26 protein-coding genes are annotated in these 25,741 nt (G+C 70.3%); 17 read left to right on the top strand and 9 right to left on the bottom strand.

The window, feature by feature from the left end; all coding sequences use genetic code 11:
• The first annotated feature begins 88 nt into the window (after positions 1 to 88).
• From ACIBK9_RS00250 to ACIBK9_RS00240, 3 genes are all read left to right on the top strand, one after another.
• Positions 89 to 793, top strand: coding sequence for a metal-dependent transcriptional regulator (locus tag ACIBK9_RS00250; RefSeq protein WP_352322278.1), 705 nt, complete (start codon positions 89 to 91; stop codon positions 791 to 793).
• 123 nt (positions 794 to 916) lie between these two features.
• A complete protein-coding gene (locus ACIBK9_RS00245; RefSeq protein ID WP_364326275.1) occupies positions 917 to 3,139 on the top strand; it encodes a SpoIIE family protein phosphatase in 2,223 nt (740 codons plus the stop codon).
• The gene (locus ACIBK9_RS00240) at positions 3,136 to 3,939 is read left to right on the top strand and encodes an alpha/beta fold hydrolase (protein ID WP_397153989.1); all 804 of its coding nucleotides are present in this window, start codon (positions 3,136 to 3,138) and stop codon (positions 3,937 to 3,939) included. The genes ACIBK9_RS00245 and ACIBK9_RS00240 overlap by 4 nt, the downstream gene beginning before the upstream one ends.
• Here ACIBK9_RS00240 and ACIBK9_RS00235 read toward each other — a convergent pair.
• Positions 3,936 to 4,298 (bottom strand): MarR family winged helix-turn-helix transcriptional regulator, encoded by a 363-nt coding sequence (locus ACIBK9_RS00235; RefSeq protein WP_397153987.1) that lies wholly within the window; start codon positions 4,296 to 4,298, stop codon positions 3,936 to 3,938. The two genes, ACIBK9_RS00240 and ACIBK9_RS00235, sit on opposite strands and share 4 nt — an antisense overlap.
• 20 nt (positions 4,299 to 4,318) lie before the next feature.
• On the opposite strand from ACIBK9_RS00235, the gene ACIBK9_RS00230 reads away from it, so the two are divergent.
• The gene (locus ACIBK9_RS00230; protein ID WP_358289195.1) at positions 4,319 to 4,747 is read left to right on the top strand and encodes a MarR family winged helix-turn-helix transcriptional regulator; all 429 of its coding nucleotides are present in this window, start codon (positions 4,319 to 4,321) and stop codon (positions 4,745 to 4,747) included.
• A gap of 12 nt (positions 4,748 to 4,759) precedes the next feature.
• Here ACIBK9_RS00230 and ACIBK9_RS00225 read toward each other — a convergent pair whose 3' ends face one another.
• Positions 4,760 to 4,921 (bottom strand): hypothetical protein, encoded by a 162-nt coding sequence (locus tag ACIBK9_RS00225; protein ID WP_352322270.1) that lies wholly within the window; start codon positions 4,919 to 4,921, stop codon positions 4,760 to 4,762.
• Positions 4,922 to 4,964: 43 nt separating this feature from the next.
• Positions 4,965 to 6,110: an acyl-CoA dehydrogenase family protein gene (locus ACIBK9_RS00220; protein WP_387679237.1), complete on the bottom strand. Its 1,146-nt coding sequence runs from the start codon at positions 6,108 to 6,110 to the stop codon at positions 4,965 to 4,967.
• 211 nt (positions 6,111 to 6,321) lie between these two features.
• Between ACIBK9_RS00220 and ACIBK9_RS00215 the strand changes: the two genes are divergently transcribed.
• The 6 genes from ACIBK9_RS00215 to ACIBK9_RS00190 all read left to right on the top strand — a co-directional run bounded on the left by ACIBK9_RS00215 (position 6,322) and on the right by ACIBK9_RS00190 (position 12,587).
• Positions 6,322 to 7,749 carry a hypothetical protein gene (locus ACIBK9_RS00215; protein WP_397153984.1) on the top strand — a complete coding sequence of 476 codons (1,428 nt, stop codon included), beginning with the start codon at positions 6,322 to 6,324 and terminating at the stop codon, positions 7,747 to 7,749.
• A complete protein-coding gene (locus ACIBK9_RS00210) occupies positions 7,749 to 8,528 on the top strand; it encodes a class F sortase (protein ID WP_352322264.1) in 780 nt (259 codons plus the stop codon). Before ACIBK9_RS00215 ends, ACIBK9_RS00210 begins: the two co-directional genes overlap by 1 nt.
• Positions 8,529 to 8,661: 133 nt before the next feature.
• Positions 8,662 to 9,948, top strand: a complete 1,287-nt coding sequence (locus ACIBK9_RS00205) for a hypothetical protein (protein ID WP_397153982.1) — start codon at positions 8,662 to 8,664, stop codon at positions 9,946 to 9,948.
• 5 nt (positions 9,949 to 9,953) lie between these two features.
• The gene (locus ACIBK9_RS00200; RefSeq protein WP_397153981.1) at positions 9,954 to 10,694 is read left to right on the top strand and encodes a class F sortase; all 741 of its coding nucleotides are present in this window, start codon (positions 9,954 to 9,956) and stop codon (positions 10,692 to 10,694) included.
• A gap of 15 nt (positions 10,695 to 10,709) precedes the next feature.
• Positions 10,710 to 11,369: a hypothetical protein gene (locus ACIBK9_RS00195; RefSeq protein ID WP_397153979.1), complete on the top strand. Its 660-nt coding sequence runs from the start codon at positions 10,710 to 10,712 to the stop codon at positions 11,367 to 11,369.
• Between the two features lie 72 nt (positions 11,370 to 11,441).
• Positions 11,442 to 12,587 carry an acetyl-CoA C-acetyltransferase gene (locus ACIBK9_RS00190; protein WP_397153977.1) on the top strand — a complete coding sequence of 382 codons (1,146 nt, stop codon included), beginning with the start codon at positions 11,442 to 11,444 and terminating at the stop codon, positions 12,585 to 12,587.
• Between the two features lie 369 nt (positions 12,588 to 12,956).
• On the opposite strand, the gene ACIBK9_RS00185 is transcribed toward ACIBK9_RS00190, so the two are convergent.
• The 4 genes from ACIBK9_RS00185 to ACIBK9_RS00170 form a co-directional block, all read right to left on the bottom strand.
• Positions 12,957 to 13,547 (bottom strand): TetR/AcrR family transcriptional regulator, encoded by a 591-nt coding sequence (locus tag ACIBK9_RS00185; RefSeq protein ID WP_397153976.1) that lies wholly within the window; start codon positions 13,545 to 13,547, stop codon positions 12,957 to 12,959.
• Positions 13,544 to 13,975 (bottom strand): hypothetical protein, encoded by a 432-nt coding sequence (locus tag ACIBK9_RS00180; RefSeq protein WP_397153974.1) that lies wholly within the window; start codon positions 13,973 to 13,975, stop codon positions 13,544 to 13,546. The genes ACIBK9_RS00185 and ACIBK9_RS00180 overlap by 4 nt, the downstream gene beginning before the upstream one ends.
• Before the next feature lie 20 nt (positions 13,976 to 13,995).
• Positions 13,996 to 15,417 (bottom strand): serine hydrolase domain-containing protein, encoded by a 1,422-nt coding sequence (locus ACIBK9_RS00175; protein ID WP_397153973.1) that lies wholly within the window; start codon positions 15,415 to 15,417, stop codon positions 13,996 to 13,998.
• A gap of 70 nt (positions 15,418 to 15,487) precedes the next feature.
• The gene (locus tag ACIBK9_RS00170; RefSeq protein ID WP_387679217.1) at positions 15,488 to 15,958 is read right to left on the bottom strand and encodes an Lrp/AsnC family transcriptional regulator; all 471 of its coding nucleotides are present in this window, start codon (positions 15,956 to 15,958) and stop codon (positions 15,488 to 15,490) included.
• A gap of 80 nt (positions 15,959 to 16,038) precedes the next feature.
• Between ACIBK9_RS00170 and ACIBK9_RS00165 the strand changes: the two genes are divergently transcribed.
• The 5 genes from ACIBK9_RS00165 (at position 16,039) to ACIBK9_RS00145 (ending at position 22,487) form a co-directional block, all read left to right on the top strand.
• The gene (locus ACIBK9_RS00165; protein ID WP_397153971.1) at positions 16,039 to 17,304 is read left to right on the top strand and encodes an APC family permease; all 1,266 of its coding nucleotides are present in this window, start codon (positions 16,039 to 16,041) and stop codon (positions 17,302 to 17,304) included.
• Positions 17,297 to 19,168, top strand: a complete 1,872-nt coding sequence (locus tag ACIBK9_RS00160) for an acyl-CoA dehydrogenase family protein (protein WP_397153969.1) — start codon at positions 17,297 to 17,299, stop codon at positions 19,166 to 19,168. Before ACIBK9_RS00165 ends, ACIBK9_RS00160 begins: the two co-directional genes overlap by 8 nt.
• 208 nt (positions 19,169 to 19,376) lie before the next feature.
• Positions 19,377 to 20,645, top strand: a complete 1,269-nt coding sequence (locus ACIBK9_RS00155) for an extracellular solute-binding protein (RefSeq protein ID WP_387679208.1) — start codon at positions 19,377 to 19,379, stop codon at positions 20,643 to 20,645.
• Between the two features lie 73 nt (positions 20,646 to 20,718).
• Positions 20,719 to 21,603 (top strand): carbohydrate ABC transporter permease, encoded by an 885-nt coding sequence (locus ACIBK9_RS00150; RefSeq protein WP_397153968.1) that lies wholly within the window; start codon positions 20,719 to 20,721, stop codon positions 21,601 to 21,603.
• A complete protein-coding gene (locus tag ACIBK9_RS00145; protein WP_397153966.1) occupies positions 21,603 to 22,487 on the top strand; it encodes a carbohydrate ABC transporter permease in 885 nt (294 codons plus the stop codon). Before ACIBK9_RS00150 ends, ACIBK9_RS00145 begins: the two co-directional genes overlap by 1 nt.
• A 56-nt stretch (positions 22,488 to 22,543) precedes the next feature.
• Here ACIBK9_RS00145 and ACIBK9_RS00140 read toward each other — a convergent pair whose 3' ends face one another.
• On the bottom strand, positions 22,544 to 23,281 hold the full coding sequence (locus ACIBK9_RS00140; RefSeq protein ID WP_397153964.1) for a class I SAM-dependent methyltransferase: 738 nt from the start codon (positions 23,279 to 23,281) through the stop codon (positions 22,544 to 22,546).
• Positions 23,282 to 23,397: 116 nt separating this feature from the next.
• Here ACIBK9_RS00140 and ACIBK9_RS00135 point away from each other — a divergent pair, with 116 nt between their 5' ends.
• The gene (locus ACIBK9_RS00135; protein ID WP_352355329.1) at positions 23,398 to 23,943 is read left to right on the top strand and encodes an RNA polymerase sigma factor; all 546 of its coding nucleotides are present in this window, start codon (positions 23,398 to 23,400) and stop codon (positions 23,941 to 23,943) included.
• Complete coding sequence (locus ACIBK9_RS00130) at positions 23,930 to 24,679, top strand: hypothetical protein (RefSeq protein ID WP_397153961.1); 750 nt, start codon at positions 23,930 to 23,932, stop codon at positions 24,677 to 24,679. Before ACIBK9_RS00135 ends, ACIBK9_RS00130 begins: the two co-directional genes overlap by 14 nt.
• Here ACIBK9_RS00130 and ACIBK9_RS00125 read toward each other — a convergent pair.
• Positions 24,668 to 25,690: an adenosine deaminase gene (locus ACIBK9_RS00125; RefSeq protein WP_358289143.1), complete on the bottom strand. Its 1,023-nt coding sequence runs from the start codon at positions 25,688 to 25,690 to the stop codon at positions 24,668 to 24,670. The genes ACIBK9_RS00130 and ACIBK9_RS00125 overlap by 12 nt on opposite strands.
• Positions 25,691 to 25,741 lie beyond the last annotated feature (51 nt).

The raw sequence follows: 25,741 nt of genomic DNA, 5'->3' as shown, positions 1-25,741 counted from the left end.
CCAATAGGGTTCCTGATGACTTCTGTGCCCGTAGCGGACGGGCTCAGTCCCCGCCACGACCGGCGTAGCATTTCAGTTGGGAGGAGCCTTGACCGCACACGGCCTGATCGACACGACGGAGATGTATCTCCGTACGATTTATGAGCTCGAAGAGGAGGGCATCGTCCCCCTTCGCGCCCGCATCGCGGAGCGCCTCCAGCAGAGCGGCCCCACCGTGAGCCAGACCGTCGCCCGCATGGAGCGCGACGGCCTCGTCCGCGTCGAGGGCGACCGGCACCTGTCGATGACCGACCTGGGCCGCACGCTGGCCACCCGCGTGATGCGCAAGCACCGCCTGGCCGAATGCCTGCTCACCCAGGTCATCGGCCTTCCCTGGGAAGAGGTGCACATCGAGGCGTGCCGGTGGGAGCACGTCATGTCCGAGTCGGTCGAGGCGCGGCTGGTGACGCTGCTCGACAACCCCACGGTCTGCCCGCACGGAAACCCCATCCCGGGGCTGGCCGAGCTGGGGGCGCAGGAGGTCACCGAGGGCGCGGCCAACGTCCTGACCTCGATGTCCGAGGCCGCCGGGCCGCGTGACATCCCGGTCGTGGTGCGCCGGATCAGCGAACAAGTGCAAAGCGATCCTGCTGTGATGCTTAAACTCAAGCAAGTTGGGATACAACCCGGACGCGAGGTGACGCTCGCGGCGAGCGACGACGGTGTGCGGGTGACAGGTGACGGTGACGCGAACGACACTCCCGCGGAGCTTCCGCGTGACGTTGCCGCGCACGTTTTTGTCTCCAAGCGCTGACGCGCGCGCAGCCACTTGGTTGAATCCCTCTTGGGGGGCCCTCCACTCTCCCCTGGCCAAGACAGTTGCAGGAGCACCCGTGGTCCGCTGTGCGCACAAGCCACCCCAAGGAGTGGTCTCCGGATGAAGCGATGGGGGGATCTGTCACAAGAAACGGCTGATCACCTTGGTGCCGGGTCCGTTCTGGACCATGCCGAAATGGCAGTGGTCGTGACAGACCGCTTCAGCAATCTCCTCTACTGGAATCCCTTCGCCGAGCAGCTGTTCGGCCGTCCCGGCAACGCGCCGGCGCGTGACGCGTCCGTCCTGTCCCTCGGGATCATGGAGAAGGACCACCCGCTGGCGATCGAGCTGGCCAAGCACGTGCTCAAGGGCGGCGTGTGGGAGGGCACGTTCGACGTCAGGCGCGGCGACGGCACGATCGTCTACGTCCGCGCCCAGGCCGTGCCGCTGCGCCACCCGTCCGGGTCGGTCACCGGCATCGTCATCCTGGCCCGCGAGGCCCTGCGCAGCAACGAACGCGAGAAAGACCGTTTCGGGCTCCTCGAACGCATCGGCGAGCGGCTGGCCGGCTCCCTCTACGTCGAGGAGACGCTCAAGCGGGTGGCCGAGATGCTCGTGCCGCAGTTCGCCGACCACTGCTTCATCGAGCTCATGGAGGGCGACCGGCTGGTCCGCCGGGTCTCGGAGCACGTCCAGGGCTGGACCCCGCCCGCGGGCACGTGGAAGCCGGTGGGCGCGGAGATCCGCTACCCCTCCGGCCACTACGCCGACACCGCGCTGCGCCGCCAGGAGACCATCCTCGTCGAGGACTTCTCCACCACCAGCTATCCGTCGCCGCACGAGGGCAGCGCGCGCCTGGCCAGTGAGATCGGCATGACCTCGGCCATCGTCGCCCCCCTGCTGGTGCGCGGCGAGACGCTGGGCCTGATGTACCTCGGCCTGTCCAACCTGACCGACCGGCGCAGCCCCCACTACGACGCCTTCGACCGCGACTTCGTGGGCGCCATCGCCACCCGCGTGGCCCTCGCGATCGACAACGCGCTGCTGTTCGAGGAGGAGCGCCACACCGCCGAGTCGTTCCAGAAGCACCTGCTGCCCAGGGCGCTGCCCCAGCTCGACGGCCTCGACATCGCGGTGCGCTACTACCCGGCGGCCCCGCTCGCCTCCCACGGCCAGGGCATCCAGACCCAGGTCGGCGGCGACTGGTACGACGTGATCCCGCTCTCGGCCGGCCGGGTCGGCATCGTGATCGGCGACGTCGAGGGCAGGGGCGCCAAGGCCGCGGCCATCATGGGCCAGCTCAGGGCGGCGCTGCGGGCCTTCGCACAGGACGACAAGTCGCCCGCCGACATCCTGGCCAGGCTCGACGAGTGGACCCGCATCATCGCCACCCCCGAGCAGGACGACAACGGCGCCGACGTCAGCATCCCGCCCATCGTCACCTGCCAGTACCTCGTCTACGACGCCTGGTCCCGGCAGCTCTCCTTCGCCAACGCCGGGCACGCGCCGCCGCTGCTGGTGGTCGACGGCCAGTGCCTGGAGATGGACATCGAGGAGGTCGGCCAGCCGCTCGGCGTCCGGGCCAAGGGCCTGCACGCCGACCTGGTGTACAAGGAGGAGACCCGCACCCTCCCGCCGGGCGCGGCGCTGCTGCTCTACACCGACGGCCTGGTCGACCGGCGTCCGGGCCGCGACGGCAGGATGCCGAGCGAGGAGGAGACGCTCGGCGTGCTGTGCGAGAAGCTCGCCAAGATGGCCGACGCCGACGTCGAGCGCATCGCCGACGCCGCCACGATCGCGGTGCCCGGCGAGATCGACGACGACATGGCGATCCTGGTCGTCCGCTCCAGCGACGTCGACCTCGACGTCGAGGAGCGCACCTTCCCGGCCCAGCCGATCATGGTCGGCGAGGCGCGCCGCATGGCCTCCGAGGCGTTCTCCGGCTGGAACGTGCCCGAGGAACGCGCCGAGCTGGCCTGCCTGCTGGTCTCCGAGGTCGTCACCAACGTGGTGCTGCACGCCTCCACCGCCAACTCCCCGCGCCGGGAGCTGGTCGTCGAGGGGCCGCCGCTGCCGTTCGAGGAGTCCTGGGACATGCCGGGCTTCGAGGAGGAGCCGGTCGGCGACAAGGAGTTCACGCTGAGGCTGCGCAGGGGCGAGGAGTCGGTCTGGGTCGAGGTCTTCGACCAGGACCTCCGCCTGCCCCGCATCCGCAGCGCCGGGGAGAACGACGAGGGCGGCCGCGGCCTCTACCTGGTCGACCAGCTGGCCAAGCGCTGGGGATCCCGTCCCACCAGGGAAGGCAAAGCGGTCTGGTTCGAGATTCCCACCCGGAGCAGGTGAGTGGTTCACTGGGCCGCATGGAGCTGGCCTTCGAACGCCGGGGCAGCGGCGAGCCGCTGATCCTCGTCCACGGCATCGGGCACCACTGGCAGGCGTGGTTGCCGGTGATGGACCGGCTGGCCGCCGACCACACGGTGATCGCGATCGACCTGCCCGGTTTCGGGGTGTCGCCGCGGCTGCCCGCGGGCATCCCGTACACCGCGGAGTCGCTGGCGGACGCGGTCGAGTCGTTCTGCGCGCTGCTCGGCATCCGGGAGCCGCACGTGGTGGGCAACTCGCTCGGCGGCTACATCGCGCTCGAACTGGCCTCGCGCGGCGTCGTGCGCGCGGCGACCGCGTTGTCGCCGGCCGGCTTCTGGTCGCGCTCCGAGCTGCTCTACTGCCAGACGACGCTGAAGGCCCTGCGGAACTCGGCGCGCGCGATGTCGCCGGAGCAGGCGGTCAGGGCGGCCGGTAACCCGGTCATGCGGGCGGCGTCCAGCGGGGTGCTGGTGGCCCGTCCGAGCCAGCTCGACCCCGCCGGGCTGGTCGCGGCCACGCAGGCGCTGGCGGGGGCGGCGGGCTTCGACGAGACGCTGGAGTCGTTCGGCGGGCTGATGCCGCCCGCCCCGCCGAAGTCGCCCATCACGATCGCCTGGGGCGAGCGCGACCGGTTGCTGCCGCGCCGCCAGGCCGTGCGCGCGGCGCGCTGGTCGGGGCAGCGGGTCAAGCTGCTCAAGGGCTGCGGGCACGTGCCGATGAGCGACGATCCGGAGCTGGTGGCCCGGGTCGTGCTGGAGGCGGACCGGGCGGCCTCCTAGCGTTCGGCGTTGGCCGCCATGCGGCGCAGCACCTCGACGGCGGTCCGGTACTCCTGCGGGCTCACGCCCTGCGTGACCTGCTGCCGGAAGCGGGTGACCCGCTCGGAGACGGCCGTGTGCACGGCCCGGCCCTCGTCGGTCAGCCGCCCGTCCGTCAGCCATCCCCTCGACGTCAGGCTCTGTACGGCCTCCTCCACCCCCTCGAACGGCGCCAGCGCGGCGGCGTTCTCCTCTTGGGCGGTGGCGTGGAGAAGCTGCCACTCCCTGCGCGAGGCGCCGTGGGTGGCCAGGGCCTGGCCCATCGCGTTCTCCAGCAGGTTGTCGAGGTGCTTCACCCAATATCCGATAGGTCTGTCCATGCATGTACAATAGCAACTACATGTATGAAGACAAGGAAATTGCCGCGATCGAGCGGGCGATGGTCGCGATCAGGCGCAGGCAGAGCAGGCGGGCGCTGGCCCGGCAGCACGGCGCGGCGGGCCCCGAGTTCGAGGTGCTCGACGTGATCGAGGCCGCCGGCGGGCGGCTCACCGTGTCGGCGGTCGCCGAGGCGCTCAACGTCGACCAGCCGCGGGCCAGCCGGCTCGTGACGGCCGCCGTGACGGCGGGGCTGGTACGGCGGGAGGCCGACCAAGCCGACGGGCGGCGGGCGTGGCTGGTGCTGACCGACGCGGGCGCCGCCGCGCTCACGCAGGCCCGGCAGGCCCGGCAGGCGGCCTTCGCGTCGGCCACCGCCGGCTGGTCGGCGGCCGAGCGGGCCGAGTTCGCCCGGCTGCTGACCCGGTTCGTGCAGGGGATGCCGGGGTGAGCCTTCCCGGCCTCAGCGCATCGTCTGGCCCCAGACGAGCAGCATGGCGATGATGAACACGATCATCACGCCCGCGTAGCCGACGGGGCCGAGCCGGAAGGCCCTGCGCACGCGGTTGAGCCCCCAGGCGAACAGTAACGCCAGGAAAACGAGGAGGATCAGGCCGCCGTCCATGCTGACAGTATGCGGCGCGGCCCGGCCGGGCGCGCGCCCGCCGTCAGAATCCGAAGGACCGGCCGATGATCTCCTTCATGATCTCGGTGGTGCCGCCGTAGATGGTCTGGACGCGGCTGTCCAGCCACGCCTTGGCGACCGGGTACTCCATCATGTAGCCGTAGCCGCCGTGGAGCTGGAGGCAGCGGTCGATGACCTTGTTCTGCAGCTCGGTGGTCCACCACTTGGCCTTGGCGGCGTCCACGACGGTGAGCTGCCGGGCGTTGAGCGCCAGGATGCACTTGTCCACGTAGTGGCGGGCGATCTCCGTCTCGGTCGCCAGCTCGGCCAGGACGAACCGGGTGTTCTGGAACGAGCCGATGTTGCGGCCGAACGCCTGGCGGGTCTTGCAGTACTCGATCGTCTGCTCCAGCACCGTCTCCGCCGCGGCCACCGCCGCCACGGCGATCGACAGGCGCTCCTGGGGCAGGTTGTTCATCAGGTGGAAGAAGCCCTCGCCCTCGTTCGGGCCGAGGCGGTTGGCGACGGGCACGCGCACGTTCTCGAAGAACAGCTCGGCGGTGTCCTGGGCCTTCATGCCCACCTTGTCCAGGTTCCGGCCGCGGTTGAAGCCCTCCATGCCGCGCTCGACCACGATCAGCGTCGTTCCCCTGGCCCCCGCCTCGGGGTCGGTCTTGGCGACCACGACCACGAGGTCGGCGTTGACGCCGTTCGTGATGAACGTCTTCTGGCCGTTGACCACGTAGTGGTCGCCCTCGCGGACGGCGGTGGTCCTGATGCCCTGCAGGTCGCTGCCGGCGCCCGGCTCGGTCATCGCGATCGCGGTGATGAGCTCGCCGGAGGCGAAGCCGGGCAGCCAGCGCTGCTTCTGCTCGTCGTCGGTGAGCTCGACGACGTACGGGGCCATGACGTCGTTGTGCAGCGAGAAGCCCAGGCCGGAGGCGCCGGTCCTGATGATCTCCTCGACGATCACCGCGTTGTAGCGGAAGTCGGTGATGCCGGATCCGCCGTACTCCTCGGGGACGCCGAAGCCGAACATGCCGATCTCGCCGGCCTTCTTCCAGACCTCGCGGGGCACGATGCCGTCCTTCTCCCACTGGCCGTGGTGCGGCACGACCTCGCGGGCCATGAACTCGCGCACGGTTTCCCTGAAGAGCAGGTGCTCCTCGTCGAAGAGGTCTCGCTGCATCGATTCGCCTCCCAGCAGGTGTCGTGCACGACAGAATACGATTCTGTTACCCGGAGGTATACCCGCTTTCGCGGCAGGGGAGGCGGCGGGGGACCCAGCAGGGGACACGGCTTCATCACAAGTGCTGGAACTTGGGGGAAACCGCCTGCGTTGCGGGTGTTTTCGACTCTAAGATCTACCCTCGGTCTATTTGTGATGATCGGAGTGTCCCGTGAGTCGGTGGCGCAAGTCGTTGCTCGCCGCGTCGATCGCATCGGTGGCGGCCGTCGGGGTCGTCGCGTTGCCCGGCGTCCCGGCCTCGGCCGCACCGGCCGACCTGGACGTGCAGTACGAATGCGTTCCCTCCGGCGCCGACAGCATCGTGCGGCACGCACCGGTACGCCTGAACACCCATCTCACCTTCGCCACCGACCTGGTGGTCGGTGACCCGCTCAACTTCACCTGGAAGCTCGACTACGCCGACCACGGACGGCTCCAGTCGCCCGGCTACTTCGCTCCGGGCGCCAACGTGCACGCCACCGGCAACGTCGAGCTGAGCAGCAGCTGGCAGGGCATCCTGCAGCCGAAGGGCTCGGTCGAGCAGAAGGGCAAGCTGCGCCCCGACGGCGAGCTGTCGCTGCCCGAGTCCCTGAACGACCCCGGCCTGATCGACAAGGTCGGGAACATCAGAGTCACGCCGAAGGACATCGAGCTCGACTTCACCCCGCCGGACGGCACGGTCGTCGCCAACGACGGCAACGAGACCGACAACCCGACCGACATGAAGATCACCTACGGCCCCGGCTGGACCTCGATCGACGACCGTCCGGGCTCCGAGAACCACGTGCACAACGACCTGCACGAGACCAACGACCTCGGGGCCTGGGCCGAGCTGAGCTTCACCGGCACCGGCGTGGAGTACATCGGGCCGCACGACAAGGACGCCGGCCCCGTGGACATCTACATCGACGGCGGCAAGGTGGCCACTGAGGACCCCTCGCGCTCCGACGACGACCTGCCCGTCAACGACGACCTCGACGGCGGCTTCACGATCTGGAAGTCGCCGGAGCTGAAGTACGGCAAGCACACCATCAGGATCGTGAACGCCTCCAGCAAGCCTGCCTGGCTCGACGCGTTCAAGGTGTCCACCAACACCGCCAAGATCCCGACGGGCTACCACGGCGCGAAGTGCAAGCTCGTCGGCGGGCCGGTCTCGGTGACGGTGACCGTACGGGAGAAGTCGGGACCGACCAACAGCCAGACCCCCGACCCGTCGCAGACCCCCACCACGACCCCCACCACGACGACCACACCGACGACCACCCCCACCAACACCAGCACGTCCACCGCGACCAGCACCCCCACGCGGAACCACTCGCGGCCCACGCCGAGCGGCGGGCTCGGGCACGTGGTCGTGGTGCCGGCGGTCACGGGGACGAGCACGGCCACGCCCACCGCGACCGGCCCGACGGCGACCACGTACGTCAGGGCGCAGGTGGCCAAGGTCCCCAAGGGCGGGGTGGACACCGGTGAGGCGCCCGACGAGCCGGACCGGCCGTACGGGCTGATGGCCAGTGGGGCGATGTTGCTCATGGGCAGCGCGGGCGGCGGGCTCGCCCTGCGCCGCCGCAGGGCCGCGCACGCGGGAGGAACGAAGTGATGGCCGAGCAGAAGACTCCGATGCAGCGGGCGATGCCCGGGCTGCTGATCGCCGGTTCGCTGGCCGGCGTCGGCGCGATCATGGTGGGCCTGCTCTCCGTGGCGCCCAAGGTGGACGACGGCTCCGGCACGCTGGCCGCCGCCGACCGGCCGACCGCCGTGCAGATCGAGAACGCGGGCGCGTTCGTGCTGCCCGCGACCGTGGGACCGGGCGGCAAGGGTGCGACGCTGACCCCGGCCCGGCCGGACGCGCCGCCGCCGCTGGCCGCGGCCCCGACCGTGCCGCCGATCCCCAAGGCCAGGACGAAGGCCGCCAAGGCCAAGGCGAAGCCCAGCCGGATCAAGATCCCCAAGATCAAGGTGAACGCCCCCATCGGCGGCGTCACCGTGGACATCAAGGGCAACCTGGGCACTCCGCCGCTGACCCGGCCCAACCAGACCGGCTGGTACCGCTTCTCGCCGGTGCCTGGCGAGCTCGGGCCCGCGATCATCAACGGCCACGTCAGCACCCGCAAGGGCCCCGCCGTCTTCGACCGTCTGCGCGAGCTGGCCAAGGGCGACCAGATCTACGTGTACCGGTCGGACGGGAAGGTCACTCGGTTCACGGTGAGCGGGATCGAGCAGGTCAGCAAGTCGGCGTTCCCGACGTCCCGGGTGTACGGGAACACCAAGGACTCGCAGCTCCGGCTGATCACGTGTGGCGGTGTCTTCAACAAGGAGGCGCACAGCTACACGGACAACATCGTGGTGTACGCGACGTTGTCGAAGAAGAAGGGCTGATGGGGTTTTTGGGGCGGATTTTGGGTTTTACGGGAAGTTGACAGGGACAGTTCGTAGGATCTCAACCGAACCGTGACCATCGGCTGGAATTCTGGCACGACTGTTGACACTGCGCTGAAACGGAGATGGACCCGTGCTTACGTCCCAGGCGTGGCGCCGCCTCGCCCACAAGACCTCCGCCTTGGGATTGATGGGCACACTCGCCGCCTTCTCCGGCTCGCTGGTCGGCTTGTCCTCGCCGGCCCAGGCCGCGGCCCCGAAGCAGTTCAGCTACACGTGCGCCGGAGGGCCGTTCACCTTTGGAGCCACTCCGCTCAGCGTGACGCTCACTGGTCCCGAATCGGTCACAGCAGGCGGTAGCTTCGACCTGTCGGTTGGGATTCCGGCGTTGACACAGACAACTCCGGCCACGCAAGCCACGTATGTGCAGGCCACGGTCGCGCTGACGCCGACCGGTGGGTCAGTCACTGACCCTGGTGCGAAGCAGGGAGCGGCTGTCGCGGCGAACACCGCTGCCATTCCTGCGGGCGAAGTGAAGTACAAGGTGTCTGTGGGCGCCACCACGACGGGCAAGGTGAGCATCAAGCCCGGAGAGATCCGTCTCGGGCTCCTGTCCAGCCCGAGCAGCGTGGCGACCTGCACTCCCTCCTCCACCACCGAGGTCCTCGACATCCCTATCGGGACTGGCGGTGGCACCGGGACCGACGTGGTCTCCTACAACTGCAAGCTCCCCAGCGGGACGGACGCCCTGTACCCCGCCACTGTCGACATCAAGGTCGCGATGACGACGCCCACCAATGCCAAGGCCAACGAGGATGCCTCCATCACCTGGACAGGCACCATCGAGACCACGAATGACCCGCTCACCGCGCCCACCGGGTTCCCCGTGAGCAGCAAGCTCTTTGCCACCATCAAGGCGACCGGCGCAGGCGCGCCCGCCACCGCCACCGGCGAGGCGACCCTCACCGGCGCCGTGGCCGGTCAGGACATCACGACGCTTCCCAGCGTCACCATCAAGATCAAGCCCACCACCGCCGGCACTGTGCAACTGACGGCGGGGGATCTGGCTCTGGGCACCTCCTCGACTGCCCCTGCGATCAAGTGCGAGCCCCCCACGACCGGGCTCAAGACCTTCAGCTTCCAGGTGGTGGCCGGCACGGGGACGACCCCGACGCCCACGCCGACCCCCACTCCCACGCCCACGCCGACCCCCACCCCCAAGCCGACCAAGACCAGCACCGCGACCGTGACCGTCACTCCGCCGGACAAGTCCAAGACGCCCAAGGCGGGGGCCGACACCGGGGCCGGGGGGATGGCGGGGCCTGACGGGCGGCTGTTCGTGCTGACCGGAGCCGTTCTGATCGCGGCCGCGGCGGCCGGTGGGCTGGTGCTGCGCCGGCGTACCGCCGGCAGGGGCTGAGCGGCGTGGCCGGGCAGTATCCGTACGGCGGCCCGCCACCGCGGGACCGGGGGAGCACCGCGCTCAGGACCGTGCTGATCGGCGCGGCCATCGCCGGGGTCGTCACGGTCGTGGCGGGCATGCTGATGGTGCTGCAGTCGCCCGAGGAGTACGGCATGGACAGGGACGCCCTGCCCGTGGCCGTGCAGACGCAGGCGTCCGGCCAGCCGCAGCAGGCGTTGTTCCAGGCCCCGCCGGACCAGCCGCCGCCGCTGCCGGAGATCACGCCGGCGCCGCCGATGCTGCCCTCGACGCCGATCCGGATCGTGATCAAGCGGCTCGGCGTCAACGCGCCGATCAGGTCGGTGGGGCTGGCCAAGGACGGGACGATCGAGGTGCCGCCGTCCGACAATCCCAACCTGGTCGGGTGGTACCGGAACATGTCCACGCCGGGCCAGGAGGGCCCGGCGGTGCTGCTCGGTCACAAGGACACCCGGACGCGCAGCGCCGTGTTCAGCCGCCTCGGCGAGCTCAAGCACGGCGACACCATCGAGGTCAAGCGCCAGGACAAGACGACCGCCGTGTTCACGGTCGGCGGCGTGGAGCAGGCGAGCAAGAAGACGTTCCCGACCGAGCGCGTCTACGGGAGCCGGGAGAACGCCCAGCTCCACCTCATCACCTGCGGTGGTGCCTACGATCGCACCATCGGCCACTACAACGACAACATCATCGTCTACGCGACGATGACGAGCTCCTATCGAAGCTGATTGGCGGAGGCGGGCATGGGCTGGCTGGCGAAGCGGAAACTGCGTACTGGCCCGACGGCGGCCCTGCCCGCCAAACCGGACCCCGCCGAATTGTTGCGGATCGTCCAGCTGGCCGACCCGGACGCCCGGCGCGAGGGCGACGACATCGTGGCGGCCGACGTGCGGGTGTACGCGCCGGTCGAGGCCGACGCCGAGCTGACCGGCGGGGTGCTGGAGAAGGCGTGGGCCTGCCGGGTCACCGCCGAGGGGCCGCTGCCGTTCGACTTCTTCGACCGCTACCTGGCCGAGGGGCTGGCCTTCCGGCTCAAGGGGCTCGCGGTGTGCCGGGGCGAGGTGAGCGATCCGGCCGACGGCGAGGAGGGCGGTCCCGCCGTCATCCTGCCGGTACGCCCGTCCGCCGACGATCTGGCGCCGCTGCTGGAGCAGGGGGAGGACGAGTTCACGTACACGTCGGGCGACATCCGGGCCGCGCTCGTGCCGCAGAAGGGGCAGCCGCCGGCGGTGCGGGAGCTGCTGCCCTTCGCCACCGAGCTGACCGCGATCGAGCTGCGCGGCGAGGAGCCCGTCAAGCTCGGAAGCCTGGCGCTGGAGCTGGCAGAATCGCTGAACGGCCTGGTGGTGGACCGGTGGCGGTTCAGGATCGACGCCGCGGAGGACCTTCTGGCCCCGGAGTGACGAGCCACAGAACGTCGTTCTGTTGTAGTCTCTCCTCAATAACCGAATAATGCTCGGTTTCCAGGAGGCACTGTGGCAGAGGCGTACATCGTCGGAGCGGTCCGTACCCCGGTCGGCAAGAAGAAGGGCGGGCTTTCCACCGTCCATCCCACCGACCTGGCCGCCCACACGCTGAAGGCGCTCATCGACCGCACCGGCGTCGATCCGGCGGCGGTCGAGGACGTCATCATGGGGTGCGTCATGCAGTTCGGCCCCCAGAGCATGGACATTGCGCGAAACGCCTGGCTGTCGGCGGGTCTGCCCGAGACGACGGCCGGCGTCACGATCGACCGGCAGTGCGGGTCGTCCCAGCAGTCGATCCACTTCGCCGCCCAGGGCGTCCTGTCGGGCACCCAGGACCTGGTGGTGGCCGCGGGCGTGGAGTCGATGAGCATCGTCCCGATGGGCGCGTCGATCACCGCCGCGCTGGAGAAGGGCATGCCGTTCCCGTTCGGCGACAAGTGGGTCGAGCGCTACGGCAAGCAGGAGATCTCGCAGTTCCGCGGCGCCGAGCTGATGTGCGAGAAGTGGGGCCTCCAGCGCGACGTGCTGGAGCAGTTCGCCTACGAGTCCCACCAGCGGGCCGCCAAGGCCGTCGCGAACGGCTACTTCAAGGACCAGATCGCCCCCGTCAACGGCGTCGAGGACGACGAGGGCCCGCGGCCCGACACGACGCTGGAGAAGATGGCCGGGCTCAAGACCCTCAAGGAGGGCGGCCGGATCACCGCCGCCACCTCCTCGCAGATCTCCGACGGCTCCGGCGCCGTGCTGATCGCCTCCGAGCAGGCCGTGCGCGAGCACAACCTGACCCCGCGGGCCCGCATCCACCAGCTCGCGCTCATGGGCGACGACCCGGTCTACATGCTGACCGCGCCGATCCCGGCCACGCAGCGGGCGCTGCGCAAGGCGGGCATGTCGATCGACGAGATCGACGTCGTGGAGATCAACGAGGCGTTCGCCCCGGTGCCGCTGGCCTGGATCAAGGAGCTGGACGCCGACCCGGCCAAGGTCAACCCCAACGGCGGCGCCATCGCGCTCGGCCACCCGCTGGGCGGCACGGGAGCGATCCTGATGACCAAGCTGCTGCACGAGCTGGAGCGCACGGGCGGCCGCTACGGCCTGCAGACGATGTGCGAGGGCGGCGGCCAGGCCAACGTCACCATCATCGAGCGGCTCTAGCGGAACCGGACCGGAAAAGGGTGAGCGCCGCCTCCCGGGCGTAAGAGGGGAGGCGGCGCTCGCTAACTACCATCCCGGTAGTTGTCTAGCGGCCCTTGGGCGGGATGATCCGCCGGGGCGGCACGACCGGGCGCTGCGGCATCTTGGGCAGTTGCCGGGGCGGCACGGGCGTGGCGGTCTTCTTCTTGGCTGAGCGAACTCGCATGCGAAGCTCCTTTACGCGAACTCAGGACGCGGCTCGGTGAGGGCCGGGCGTCGACGAGCACAGCGTGGCCGCGTCTGTCGGACGATGGACTGAGGTGGCTGCTGTCACAGGTAAAGGCGCATGTCCGACAAGCTACGGCCTGTCCGTGACGCCGGGCAACCGAATTAACGCGGCGCCGCGAGCTGCTGCTCGAAGCCCGACACCATGGCCCGCAGGCCCGCGTCGAACCACTGGTCGTAGAAGCGCAGCGCGTCCGGGTCGTGGGTCTCGGCGGTCGAGCCGACCTGGGCCAGGGCGTGGCCGAGCACGTAGACGGCCACCGACTGCACCGCATTGACGGTGTCGCCGGACGGCACGCCCGCCGCCTCGAAGCGGGCCAGCAGGCCGGAGATCAGCTCGGTGCCGAGCCGTACGTCCACCGGGTGGGTGGCCAGCAGCGGGACGGCGCGCGGGTGGGCGAGCAGGAAGCGGCGGTAGGCCACGGCGAACCCGGTCAGCGCCCGCGGCCAGTCGGGGACCGGCGTGTAACCGGCCATGGCCGCGGTGAACAGCCGGTCGACGACCAGGGACACGAGCGTGTCCCGGTTGGGGACGTGGCGGTAGAGCGACATGGCGGCCACTCCGAGGTCGGCGCCCAGGCGGCGCATGGTCAGCGCGTCGGGGCCCTCGGCGTCGAGGATGCCGACGGCCGCGGCCACGATGCGCTCGACGGTGAGCACGGCCGGACGCCCCGCCCGCCTGGGTGCCTGAGTCATGCGGTCAGCGTAACGACGATCGTGGCCGCCAGCATGAGCAGGGACAGCACGCCCACCACCATGTGCTGGACGTCGATGACCACGTCGTGGCCCGCGGTGGGCAGGACCTTCCAGGTGCGGCTGTACTCGCGCCGGTAGAGCTCGCGCTGCTCGGCCGTGGCCGGGCCGAAGTAGGGCAGCCACCAGCTCCGCACGTGCCCGGCCACGACCAGGACGCACAGGACGGTCGCGGCGATGAGCGACCACGTGCGGTGCAGCGCGATGCCGACCGCGATGAGCAGCGGGAACGGGTAGTTGATCGCGGCGGCCAGGGCCCGGCCTCTGACGTTCGCGCCGTTGAGGTCGTTGAGCGGGAACATGGGCACCCAGTTGGTGAGGACGAGCCAGGCGAGCCACACGAGCGGGACGGTGACGGCGACCGCGATCATCGGGTACTCCTCGAATTTGCTTACTTGGTAAGCTTACACAGTACACAAATTCGGACGACGGCGGTCGCGAGCCCGGCGAGAGCCGCGGCGAGCAGGGTGATCGACAACGACGCCGGGAAGTAGGTGAGCTGCTCCCAGGTCACGTACCGCCCATTGAGCAGCACGGAGACCCAGTTCGGGTAGAACGCGAACAGCAGGACCGGCAGCAGCACCGGCACCAGCCGCAGGGCGATCCGCCACCACGGCCGCCCCGACCGCCGGGACGCCCACCGCCGCGCCCGCAGCACGCCCATGACCCCGAGGCCGGCCGCCACCACGGCGAGCAGCCCCAGCACCAGGTCGTAGAGCTGCCGGTCGCCGCCCAGGGTCGCCGGCGCGCGGCCCTCGCTCATCGCGGCCAGGCCCCGCATGATGTCGTAGGTCGGGTCGTAGAGCGAGGCGCCGTTGGTCATGACGGCGAAGCCGTAGCCGGTCTTCGGCGAGACGGCCTCGACGGCGTTGTAGGTGAACAGGTTGCCGGAGTGCACCAGCAGGCCGGACTCCTCCTCCAGGCTCCAGCCCATGCCGTAGCCGTGCACGCCGGGCTTGTGCATGGCCTCCAGGCTCTGCTTCTTGACCAGCGGGCGGCCGGCGTCGTTCTGGGCGATCAGCCACTTGCCCATGTCCGCGGCGGTGGTGATGACCGCGCCCGAGCCGCTGCCGTCGAGGAACCCGGACGCCTCCGGCCGGGGCAGCCACATGCCGTAGACCGAGACGAATCCGTCCGCCGGCCGGACGGCCTGGGCGCTCACGGCGCTGCCGGTCATGCCGAGCGGGCCGAAGACGCGGTCCTTCATGTAGGCGTCGAACGGGCGGCCGCTCGCGGTCTCGACCAGGCGGGCGGCCAGGTCGTAGTTGACGTTGCAGTAGGCGTACCGGCTGCCCGGGTCGGCGGCCAGACGGCCCTCGGCCAGGCGGGCGGTGTAGTCGGCCAGCGAGCTCGCGGACTCCAGGTCGCCGATGTCCAGCGAGCTGTCGGACAGCCCGGAGGTCTGGTTCAGCAACTGGCGCACGGTGATCTCGGTGTGGCGCGGGTCGGCCATCCGGAAACCGGGCAGCTGCCCGGCCACCGGCTCGTCCAGCGCGATCTTCCCCTGCTCCACCAGGGTCATCACGGCCATCGCGGTGAACGACTTGCTCACCGAGGCCACCCGCATCGGCGTGGCCGCGGTGACCGGACGCCCTTCGGAGTCCTCGCCGTACCCGGCGGCGTGCACGACCTTGTCGCCGCGGGTCACCACGACGGACAGGCCCGGCACGCCGGTGGCCTCCAGCGCCTCGCGCAGGTAGGCGTCCACGGCGGCGGGGGTCGGCTCGGCGGGGGCCGAGGCGAGGGCCGGGGCCGCGGCGGGGGTGAGGGTCAGGGCCGCGGCCAGCCCGGCGAGGGCGATCTTCAAGCTCATGCAGGCAAACGTAGGGAGAACGCCCCCACCGCCGAATCTGCCGACGGTCTAGTGGCACCCCCGACGAAAGTCAGGTCTCCGTGGCGGACGGCAGCCGTTCCGGCACCGCGTCGTGCACCTGCTGGAAGATCACCGAGGTGCGGAAGCCGACGATCTCCTTGCGCTTGCTGAGCCGGTCGAGCAGGAAGGAGTGGAGGTGGTCGAGGTCCTGGACCGCGACGTGCAGCAGGAAGTCGTCGCCGCCGGCCAGCACGAACACGCTCAGCACCTCGGGCAGCTCGGCGGCCGACTGCTTGAAGGCGTTGATCACGGCCCGGCTCAGCGGGCGGACCTGGACCGAGACCATCGCCTGCGTGCTCCGGTTGAGCGCGGCGGGGTCGATGTCGGCGTGGTAGCCGCGGATCACGCCGCGCCGGGTGAGCGCCCTGACCCGTTCCAGGCAGGTCGAGGGGGCGATGCCGAGCCGGCGGGCCAGCTCCCGGTTGGACTGCCGCGCATCCGTTTGGAGCAGGCGGATGATCGCCGAATCAAGTTCGTCCATGACGCGATTCTGCTCCTTTCTCCGATCGAGCGTTCGGTGGAGCCGGGTTGGGGCCGAACGATCGGGCTACTTTCGCGGGCATGACTGAACAGGGCCGGATGGGTGTGGGGCAGGGCGCGGCGTTGCTGGTGGGCGCGGTGCTGGGGCCGGGGATGCTGGTGCTGCCGCAGCTGGCCGCCGCGGCGGCGGGGCCGGCCTCCGTGCTGGCCTGGGCGGGGCTGCTCGCGCTGAGCGTGCCGGTGGCGCTGACGTTCGCGGCGCTCGGCGTCCGGCATCCCGGCGGGGGCGGGGTGGCGAGCTTCGTGGGGCTGGCCTTCGGGCCGCGGGCCGCCGCCGTGGTCGGCTGGTGGTTCTACGGGGCCGTGCCGGTCGGGACCGTGGCGGGCGCGCTCGTGGGCGGCCGGTACGTCGAGGCGTGCCTGGGCGTGGACGGCACCCTGGCCGGCGTGCTGATCCTGGCCGCGGCATTCGCCGCCAACGCCGCCGGGCTGCGTACCTCGGGGCGGTTGCAGCTCGTCTCCGTCGCGCTGCTCGTCGCCCTGCTGGCGGTCGCCGTGGTCACCGCCGCCCCGCGGGCCGACCTCGACCACTTCACCCCCTTCGCCCCGTACGGGCTCGCCGGGGTGGCCGGCGCGGCCGGGGTGCTCATGTTCGCCTTCGTGGGCTGGGAGGCGGCCAGCCACCTGTCGGCCGAGTTCGCCGTAGGGAGGCGCGGGAGGCGCGGGAGGCACGGCCTGACCAGGGCCACCGTGGTCACCCTCGTCGTGGTCGGCCTGCTGTACCTGGGCGTCAGCGTCACCTCGGTCGGCGTGCTCGGCGCGGACATGCCGGGCGTGCCGCTGAGCGCGCTGCTGGAGGCCGGCCTCGGGGGAGTGGCGCGGCCGGTGACCGGGGTGCTGGCGGTGCTGCTGACGTTCGGGGCGGTCAACACGTACCTGGCGGGGGCGGCGCGGCTGGGGGTGGCGCTGGCCAGGGACGGGGCCATGCCCGCCTGGCTCGCCGGGGGACGGTCGCCGTACCGGAGCCTCGGGGCGCTGGCCGTGCTGACGGTGCCGGTCGTGGTGTGGGCGGTGGACCTGGACCTGCTGATGCGGGCGACCTCGGCGTGCCTGGCGGCCGTCACGGCGGCGGGCGTGGCGGCGGCGGTGCGGGTGCTGCCCGCCGGACGGCCGCGGGTCACCGCCGTCGTGGCGACCGGCATGTCGGCGGTCGCGCTGGCGTGCTGCGGAGCCTTCCTGGCGGTGCCGGCCGTGCTGGCCGTCGTCGCGCTGGGCGTGCTTAAAGCCCTCAGGCGGGCAGTACTCCCTGCACATGACGGCGCACCGTCGGGAGGGTGCCATGACTGAGCAGACCACGTACGCGGAGAGCAGGCAGGTCGGCGAGCAGGCCAGGGAGCGGGAATGGAGGCTCCCCAGCTTCGCCAAGCAGCTGTTCCTCGGCGATCTCCGGCTGGACCTGGTGCATCCGGCGCCCGGGCTGCCGGCCGAGGCCGCCGAGCGGGGCGAGGAGTTCGTCCGGGCGGTGCGGCGCTTCCTGGAGACCCAGGTCGACCCGGCCCTCATCGAGCGCACCGCGCAGGTGCCGGACGAGGTGGTCAAGGGCCTGGCCGCCCTCGGGGCGTTCGGCATCACGATCGGCACCGAGTACGGCGGCCTCGGCCTGCCCTACCTGTACTACTGCCGCACCCTCACGCTGGTCGGCTCCTACTGCCCCGCGCTGGCCACGCTGCTGTCGGCGCACCAGTCGATCGGCGTGCCGCAGCCGCTCAAGCAGTTCGGCACCGAGGAGCAGAAGCGGGAGTTCCTGCCCAGGTGCGCGGCCGGTGAGATCTCCGCCTTCCTGCTCACCGAGCCGGACGTGGGCTCCGACCCCGCCCGCCTGTCCACGACCGCCGTGCGCGACGGCGACGACTACGTGCTGAACGGCGTCAAGCTCTGGACGACGAACGGCGTCGTCGCCGACCTGCTGGTGGTCATGGCCAGGACCGGCGAGAAGATCAGCGCGTTCGTGGTCGAGGGGAACAGTCCGGGCATCACGGTCAGGCGTCGCAACAGCTTCATGGGCCTGCGCGGCATCGAGAACGGCGTCACCGAGCTCTCCCAGGTCAGGGTGCCGGCCAAGAACCTGATCGGGAAGGAGGGCCAAGGGCTGCGGATCGCGCTCACCACCCTCAACACCGGCCGGCTGTCCCTCCCGGCGACCTGCGCGGGCAGCGTCAAGTGGGCCGTGAAGATCGCCCGTGAGTGGGGCAACGCCCGCGAGCAGTGGGGTCGCAAGGTCGGCCGGCACGAGGCCGTGGCGACCAAGATCGCCTTCATCGCGGCCACCGCGTACGCGCTGGAGGCCGTCAGCGAGCTCACCGCCCGCCTGGCCGACGACCGGCGCAACGACATCAGGATCGAAGCCGCCCTCGCCAAGCTGTACGCCACCGAGCTGTCGTACCGGGCGCTGGACGAACTGGTCCAGATCAGGGGCGGCCGCGGCTACGAGACCGCCGAGTCGCTGGCCGCCCGCGGCGAGCGCGGCGTGCCCGCCGAGCAGATGCTGCGCGACTCCCGCATCAACCGCATCTTCGAGGGCTCCTCCGAGATCATGCGCCTGATGATCACCCGCGAGGCCGTGGACGCGCACCTGACCGCGGCCGGCGAGCTGATCAACCCCGAGGCGTCCCCTCAGGAACGTGCCCGCGCGCTCGGCCGGGCGAGCCGCTTCTACGCCGGGTGGCTGCCGACCCTGGTGGCCGGCTCGGGCAGCCTGCCCACGGGCTACACCGCCTTCGGCCCGCTGGCCCAGCACCTGCGGTTCGTGGAGCGGACCAGCAGGAAGCTGGCCCGGTCCACCTTCTACGGCATGTCCCGCTGGCAGGGGAGGCTGGAGCACAAGCAGTCCTTCCTCGGGCGGATCGTCGACATCGGGGCCGAGCTGTTCGCCATGACGGCCGTCTGCGTGAAGGCCGAGGAGGACGCCGACGACCTCGGGCGCAGGCCGTACGAGCTGGCCGACACCTTCTGCCGCCAGGCCCGGCGCCGCGTCCGCACGCTGTTCGACGAGCTCTGGGACAACAGCGACGAGCAGGACGCGCGCCTGGCCCGGTACGTGCTCGACGGCCGCTACGAGTTCCTGGAGGAGGGCATCCTCGACCCGTCCATCGAGGGCCCGTGGATCGGCACGCCGGACGGCGGCGAGAACGTGCGGAGAAAGATCCTGTGACGCCCGGTCTAGACCGGTTGTGAGCTTTTTCTGCCCTGAGTGTTTTCAAACCGATACCAGCCGGTATAGACCGGCTGCTGAACACGGGCTTACTCTGGCGCAAACGCGTTGAGCTGTGGCTCTCGCACCCCTAATCCCTTTGGACGGGGTCAGGTGGCTGGTACGGACCAGCGGCCCGTCCGACGAGAAGGCGGTATCACCAGTGAACATGAAGCTTGTGGGCGGCGCCGCTCTCGGCCTTGCCACGATGCTGGTCCTGTCCAGCTGCGGCTCCGACGGCGGTTCGGGTGGCGGCGGGAACAACACCCAGGCCTCGGGCGGCGGCCAGGTCACCCTCAAGATGGTCGCCGCCGACTACGGCGACGGCCCCGGTAAGCCGAACTCGGGCGAGACGTTCTGGAAGGGCGTCGTGGACGAGTTCCAGGCGGCCAACCCCAACATCAAGGTCGACGTCCAGGTCATCAACTGGAACGACATCGACAAGCAGGTCGCCACCATGGTCCAGAACGGACAGGTGCCCGACATCCTGCAGACCGGCGACTACTCCGGCTTCGTCAAGGACGGCCTGCTCTACAAGGTCGACGAGGTCCTGTCCCCGAACGTCTCCGGCGACATGCTGCAGAAGTTCGCCGACTTCGGCAAGGTGGACGGCACCGGCTACGGCATCCCGTTCGTCTCCTCCGCCCGCGCGCTGTTCTACAACAAGGACCTGTTCACCAAGGCCGGCATCGCCGAGCCGCCCAAGACCTGGGACGAGCTCAAGGCCGCCGCCGAGAAGCTGAAGAAGGCCGGCGTGAGCCAGCCGTTCGGCCTCCCGCTGGGCCAGGAAGAGGCTCAGGGCGAGTCGTTCCTGTGGATGCTGGGCAACGGCGGCGGCTACAAGGACGCCTCCGGCAAGTGGGCCATCAACTCCCCGCAGAACGTCGAGACCTTCACCTACATGAAGGGCCTGGTCGACGCCGGCCTCACCACCCCGAACCCGGGCACCAAGGACCGCAAGACGGTCTGGGAGGACTTCGGCGCGGGCAAGGTCGGCATGGTCAACGGCGGACCCATGTCCATCCCGATCTTCGACGCGGCCGGCCTGAAGAACTACGGCGTCACGGCGATCCCCGGCAAGTCCGGCCCGCTCGACACCACCCTCGGCGTCATGGACTGGATCATGGCGTTCAACAAGAACGGCCACGCCGCCGAGATCAAGAAGTTCTTCGACTTCTTCTACACCGGCAACGCGGCGCAGAAGATCTCCGACACCTACAAGCTGCTGCCCGTCACCAACGGCGGCATCCAGAAGCTGTCGGGTGACGAGAAGCTCAAGCCGTTCCTCGACGCGCTGCCCAACGCCAGCTTCTACCCGTTCCAGGACCCGAAGTGGGCCGAGGTGAACCCGGCGATCAAGCAGACCATCGGCGGCGCCGTCAAGGACGACCCGGCCAAGGTCCTCGGCGAGCTGCAGAAGACCGCCGAAGCCAGCTGATCCAGCGGGTGTCTGTGGAGCCGGCGCGCGGGTCGCGTCCCCGCGCCGGCTCCACCGTCATGGAAGGTTCCTCATGAGAAGCTTGCGCGCCTTCGAACCCCTGGCCTGGATCGGGCCGGCCGTGGTGCTGATCGCGCTGGTCGTGCTCTGGCCCGTGATCGAGATGATCCGGTCGTCGTTCCTCAAGATCAGCCGGTTCGGAGTGGTCCAGGGAAACAACTTCCCGGACAACTACACGAAGCTGTTCGGTGAGAAGGACTTCGCCGACATCATGATCCGCAGCGTGATCTGGGTGGTCGCGGTCGTCGCGCTCACCGTGCTGATCTCGCTCGCCCTCGCCCAGCTGTTCAACCAGCGCTTCCCCGGCCGCAAGATCGCCCGCTGGGCGCTCATCGCGCCCTGGGCGGCCTCGGTGCTGATGACGGCGATCATCTTCAAGTGGATGCTCGACCCCGAGGTCGGCGTGATCAACCAGATCAGGGTCAAGCTCGGGTTCATCGACGCGATGGGCGGCGCCTCCGCCGACCAGCTCGGCGACGCCTCCAGCGCGATGCCGTGGCTGGTGTTCGTGGCGGTCTTCGTCTCGGTGCCGTTCACGACGTACGCGCTGCTGGCCGGGCTCGCGACCATCCCCGCCGACGTCTACGAGGCGGCCAAGATGGACGGCGCCACCAAGCTCAGGACGTACTGGTCGATCACGCTGCCGCTGCTGCGCCCCGCGCTCACCGTCGCCGCGCTGATCAACGTGATGAACGTCTTCAACAGCTTCCCGATCATCTGGGCGATGACCCACGGCCAGCCGGGCTACTCGACGGCCACCTCGACCATCCTCATGTTCATCCTCAAGGGCTCGAACATCGGTGAGTCGGCCGCGATGTCCGTGGTGAACTTCGGCATGGTCATCGTGCTAACCATGATCTTCCTCAAGGTGTCGCGCTGGAACAAGGAGGTGGCGTGATGGCCGTGCAGACCATGTCCAAGGCCGGCGCGCGCCACCAGCCCGGCCACCGCGGACGGGCGCAGCGCCGCATGCCCAGGCTCAAGACCGTGATCGTGGCGGCCGCGGCCTACCTCGTCGCGTTCGTCTTCCTGTTCCCGTACCTCGTCATGCTGCTGACCTCGCTGCGGTCGCAGGACTCGCTGCGCGAGGTGACGTTCTGGCCCGACGAGTGGGTGTGGTCGAACCTCGCCAACTTCTGGACCAGCGGCCTGGCCGGGAACCTGTGGGTGACGCTCAAGGTCGCCGGCGGCTCGACGATCCTGGTGCTGCTCGTGGCGCTGCCGGCCGCGTACTACTCGGCCCGGCACAAGTTCCGGGGGCGCACGGCGTTCCTGATCCTGGTGCTGATCACCCAGATGTTCCAGCCCACGGCCATGCTCGTCGGCATCTACCGCGAGTTCTACCAGTTCGGCCTGGTGGACTCGATCTGGTCGCTGATCCTGGTCAACGGCGGGTTCAACCTGGCGTTCGCGGTGTGGATCCTGAACGCCTACTTCGCCTCGATCCCGCGTGAGCTGGAGGAGGCCGCCTTCATCGACGGCAACGGCCGCTTCGGCGCGCTGTTCCGGATCACGCTGCCGCTGGCCATGCCGGGCGTGATCACCGCGCTGATCTTCACGTTCATCGCGGCGTGGAACGAGTTCGTGGTCGCCCTGACCCTGACCACGACCCCGGCCAACCAGCCGCTCACGGTCGCGCTGAACTCGTTCATCGGCCAGTACCAGGTGGACTGGCAGAACCTCTTCGCGGGCTCGGTGATCGCCACCATCCCGGTGATCATCCTGTTCGCGCTGATCGAGCGGAAGGTCGTCGGCGGACTGACCGCCGGCTCGATCAAGTAGAAAAACGTCCGGCCGCCACCAACCCACCGGGTGGCGGCCGGGCCCACTGCTGCGGGCTACTGCTGCGGGACGCGGGCCACGCAGAACACCGTCTGGCCGAACGGCGGGGTGATGAACCGCTCGATCAGCCGCGTGGCCGGGACCACCGTGCGGTCGTAGATCTTGACCAGGCGCGGGTCGGGGTAGCCCACGCCGCCCCGCCGGACTGCCGCCCACCAGGCGATGCCGCCCAGGAAGTTGATCGGCTTGAGCACGTCGATGTCGAGCCCAGCCTTGGCCACCGTGGCGCGCAGGGTCTTGGGCGTGTAGCGCTGGACGTGCCCGACCTTGCGGTCGAAGTCTCCGTAAAGCTGCATGTAGCCGGGCACCCAGATGATGATCCGGCCGCCGGGCAGCGTGACGCGGGCCAGCGAGCGCAGCGCCTCGGCGTCGTCCTCGATGTGCTCCAGCACGTTCATCATGACGACGGTGTCGACCTTGTCCTTCAGCGGGATCTCGGTCGGCAGGCCGAACTGCAGGACGTCGATGTCGTCGCGACCCTCGAAGCGCTTCTCCAGCTGCTCGACGCAGTAGGGGTCGAAGTCGCTGACGACCAGGCGGTCGAGCCGCGGCAGGAACTGCTCGGCGAAGTGGCCCAGCCCGGAGCCGATCTCCAGCATCGAACGGCCGACGTGCGGGGCGACCATGTCGAACTCGTACTGCCGATAGTTCTTGGCCTCGTCCCCACCCAGGTGGTTCTCCAGGGCCTCGTCACCGGCCGCCGGTTGCACTACACGGTCATACCCAGAAGACATAGTCCCGTTCCTTTGAGGGGCAGACGGATTGCACGAGTCTAATGCCCCTGAGGATGACCTGATGCGTGAAACACCCTTCCCCGGGCGCGGGCGGATGCGATGGAATCTGACACGCCATGGACGACGACGAGGCGATCACCCGCTCGCTCGACGGTGACCTGGGGGCCTACGAGGTCCTGGTCGCCAGGTACAGCGCGCTCGCCCATCGCACCGCCGCCATGCTCGGCGCGGGCGACGAGGCCGAGGACGTCGTGCAGGAGGCGTTTGTCAAGGCTTTCCGCCATCTGCCCAAGTTCCGGCGGGACGCGCCCTTCCGTCCCTGGTTGCTGCGGATCGTGGCCAACGAGACGCACAACCTGACCCGGGCCCGCGGGCGCCGCTCCGACCTGGCCGTACGGCTCACCGCCGCCGACCCGGCAGGTCCGGTGGCCCCCGACGACCCGGCGGGCGCGGCCGTCGCCACCGACCGGCGGGCCCGGCTGCTGGCGGCCGTGCGCGGCCTGCCCGAGCGGGAACGCCAGGCGGTCGTGTGCCGGTACTTCCTGCAACTGTCGGAGGCAGAGACGGCCCAGGTGCTCGGCTGGCCGGTCGGTACCGTCAAGTCCAGCACCCATCGGGGGCTGGCCCGGCTGAGGGAGGAGGTGGGCGGTGAGCTCGCATGACCCCTTCGACGACCTGGAAGCCGAACTGACCGCCCTCGGCCCCCTCCTCGACACCCCGTCCCCGCCGCCGGGCGACGTCGCCGCCGCCGTCCGGGCCCGCCTGGAGGTCCAGCCTCAGAAGCGCGGGCGGCCGACACGGCCGACACGGCGGACTCGGCGGGCTCGGTGGCGGATCGTGGCGGCCGTCGTGCTGGCCGTCGTCGCCGTCACGGCCGCCACCCCCCAGGGCCGCGCCGCCGTGGCCCGGGTCCTCCGCCTGGCCGGCATCGAGCTGCAGCTCGGCGACACACCACCCACCCCGGTACGGACCACCGCGAACCTCCCCGGCGAGCACCCGGTGGCCCCGGACGACCTGCCCGGCCTGGTGAGGTTCCAGGTCAGAACCCCGGCCGAGCTCGGGCCCCCCGCCCGCGCCACCGTCGCCGACCAGGGCCGGCTGGTGTCGATGTTCTGGCCGGACGGCGTCCGGCTCGACCAGTTCCAGGGCGGCGTGGACCCGTTCTTCTTCAAGAAGCTCGGCCCGCCCTGGCCCGACTACGTCGAGATGGCCGGGACCACGGCCTGGTGGATCCCCGGCGCGCACCCGCTCGGCTACATCCGCCGCCAGGACGGCACCGAGATCCCCCTGCGCCAGGCCGCCCCCACCCTCGTCTGGCAGCGGGACGCGCTCACCTACCGCCTGGAGGGCGCGGGCACCAGGGAACGGGCGGTGCGGATCGCCGGGTCACTCCGGTGAGCCGGTCAGCCAGTCGTCCACGCCCTTGAGCAGCTCCTTGCGCACCGCCTCCGGCGCGGTCGAGGACCGGATCGACTGCCGGGCCAGCTCGGCGATCTCGGCGTCGGAGAACTCGTAGACCTCCCTGGCCAGCTCGTACTGGCGCAGCAGCCGGGTGCCGAACAGCAGCGGGTCGTCGGCGCCCAGCGCGATCGGCACCCCGGCGTCGAACAGCCGCCGCAGCGGCACGTCCGCCGCCCGCTCGGCCACGCCCAGCCCCACATTGGACGTCGGGCACACCTCGCAGCAGATCTGCCGGTCGGCCAGCCGCTGCATCAGCCACGGGTCCTCGGCCGCCCGCACGCCGTGCCCGACCCGGTCGGCGCCCAGGTCGTCGATGCACTGGCTCACGCTGCGCGGCCCGAGCAGCTCGCCGCCGTGCGGCACGGCCAGCAGCCCGCCGCGCTTGGCGATGCGGAAGGCCCGCTCGAAGTCGCGCGCCGCGCCGCGCCGCTCGTCGTTGGACAGGCCGAAGCCCACCACGCCCCGGTCGGCGTACTGGGTTGCGAGCCTGGCCAGGGTGTTCGCGTCGAGCGGATGCCTGGTCCTGTTGGCCGCCACGATCACCGGCATGTGCACCCCGGCGTGCTCGGCGGCCTGCCGCGCGGCGTCGAGCATCAGCTCCAGCGTGGCCGTGAGCCCGCCGAACCGCGCGGCGAACCCGGACGGGTCCACCTGGATCTCCAGCCACCGGGAACCGGCCGCCGCCTCGTCCTCGGCCGTCTCGCGCAGCAGCCGGTAGACGTGCTCGGGACGGCTCAGCACGGACCTGGCGATGTCGTACAGCCGCTGGAACCTGAACCAGCCGCGCTCGTCGGTGGCCCGCAGCCGCGGCGGCCAGTCCTGCTCCAGCGCGTCGGGCAGGTGCAGCCCCTGCTCCCTGGCCAGCTCGATCAGCGTCGAGTGCCGCATGGAGCCGGTGAAGTGCAGGTGGAGATGGGCTTTGGGCAGCGTGTGCAGGGGCCGGTGCATTTCCATATTTTGCCACTGGCCCCAGGTGCGGATTCGCATGTCGCCCGAGGC

This window comes from Nonomuraea sp. NPDC050227 (assembly GCF_044459705.1).
Taxonomy (GTDB): Bacteria; Actinomycetota; Actinomycetes; order Streptosporangiales; family Streptosporangiaceae; genus Nonomuraea.
Note: the sequence above shows the minus strand (reverse complement) of the source record. Positions and strands in the feature narration are given on the sequence as shown.

Coding starts and splice junctions, on each gene's coding strand:
- ACIBK9_RS00245 (WP_364326275.1), top strand. CDS start 917: ATGAAGCGATGGGGGGATCTGTCACAAGAAACGGCTGATCACCTTGGT.
- ACIBK9_RS00235 (WP_397153987.1), bottom strand. CDS start 4,298: ATGGACAGACCTATCGGATATTGGGTGAAGCACCTCGACAACCTGCTG.
- ACIBK9_RS00230 (WP_358289195.1), top strand. CDS start 4,319: ATGTATGAAGACAAGGAAATTGCCGCGATCGAGCGGGCGATGGTCGCG.
- ACIBK9_RS00225 (WP_352322270.1), bottom strand. CDS start 4,921: ATGGACGGCGGCCTGATCCTCCTCGTTTTCCTGGCGTTACTGTTCGCC.
- ACIBK9_RS00220 (WP_387679237.1), bottom strand. CDS start 6,110: ATGCAGCGAGACCTCTTCGACGAGGAGCACCTGCTCTTCAGGGAAACC.
- ACIBK9_RS00210 (WP_352322264.1), top strand. CDS start 7,749: ATGGCCGAGCAGAAGACTCCGATGCAGCGGGCGATGCCCGGGCTGCTG.
- ACIBK9_RS00195 (WP_397153979.1), top strand. CDS start 10,710: ATGGGCTGGCTGGCGAAGCGGAAACTGCGTACTGGCCCGACGGCGGCC.
- ACIBK9_RS00185 (WP_397153976.1), bottom strand. CDS start 13,547: ATGACTCAGGCACCCAGGCGGGCGGGGCGTCCGGCCGTGCTCACCGTC.
- ACIBK9_RS00180 (WP_397153974.1), bottom strand. CDS start 13,975: ATGATCGCGGTCGCCGTCACCGTCCCGCTCGTGTGGCTCGCCTGGCTC.
- ACIBK9_RS00175 (WP_397153973.1), bottom strand. CDS start 15,417: ATGAGCTTGAAGATCGCCCTCGCCGGGCTGGCCGCGGCCCTGACCCTC.
- ACIBK9_RS00170 (WP_387679217.1), bottom strand. CDS start 15,958: ATGGACGAACTTGATTCGGCGATCATCCGCCTGCTCCAAACGGATGCG.
- ACIBK9_RS00165 (WP_397153971.1), top strand. CDS start 16,039: ATGACTGAACAGGGCCGGATGGGTGTGGGGCAGGGCGCGGCGTTGCTG.
- ACIBK9_RS00160 (WP_397153969.1), top strand. CDS start 17,297: ATGACTGAGCAGACCACGTACGCGGAGAGCAGGCAGGTCGGCGAGCAG.
- ACIBK9_RS00155 (WP_387679208.1), top strand. CDS start 19,377: ATGAAGCTTGTGGGCGGCGCCGCTCTCGGCCTTGCCACGATGCTGGTC.
- ACIBK9_RS00150 (WP_397153968.1), top strand. CDS start 20,719: ATGAGAAGCTTGCGCGCCTTCGAACCCCTGGCCTGGATCGGGCCGGCC.
- ACIBK9_RS00145 (WP_397153966.1), top strand. CDS start 21,603: ATGGCCGTGCAGACCATGTCCAAGGCCGGCGCGCGCCACCAGCCCGGC.
- ACIBK9_RS00140 (WP_397153964.1), bottom strand. CDS start 23,281: ATGTCTTCTGGGTATGACCGTGTAGTGCAACCGGCGGCCGGTGACGAG.
- ACIBK9_RS00135 (WP_352355329.1), top strand. CDS start 23,398: ATGGACGACGACGAGGCGATCACCCGCTCGCTCGACGGTGACCTGGGG.
- ACIBK9_RS00125 (WP_358289143.1), bottom strand. CDS start 25,690: ATGCACCGGCCCCTGCACACGCTGCCCAAAGCCCATCTCCACCTGCAC.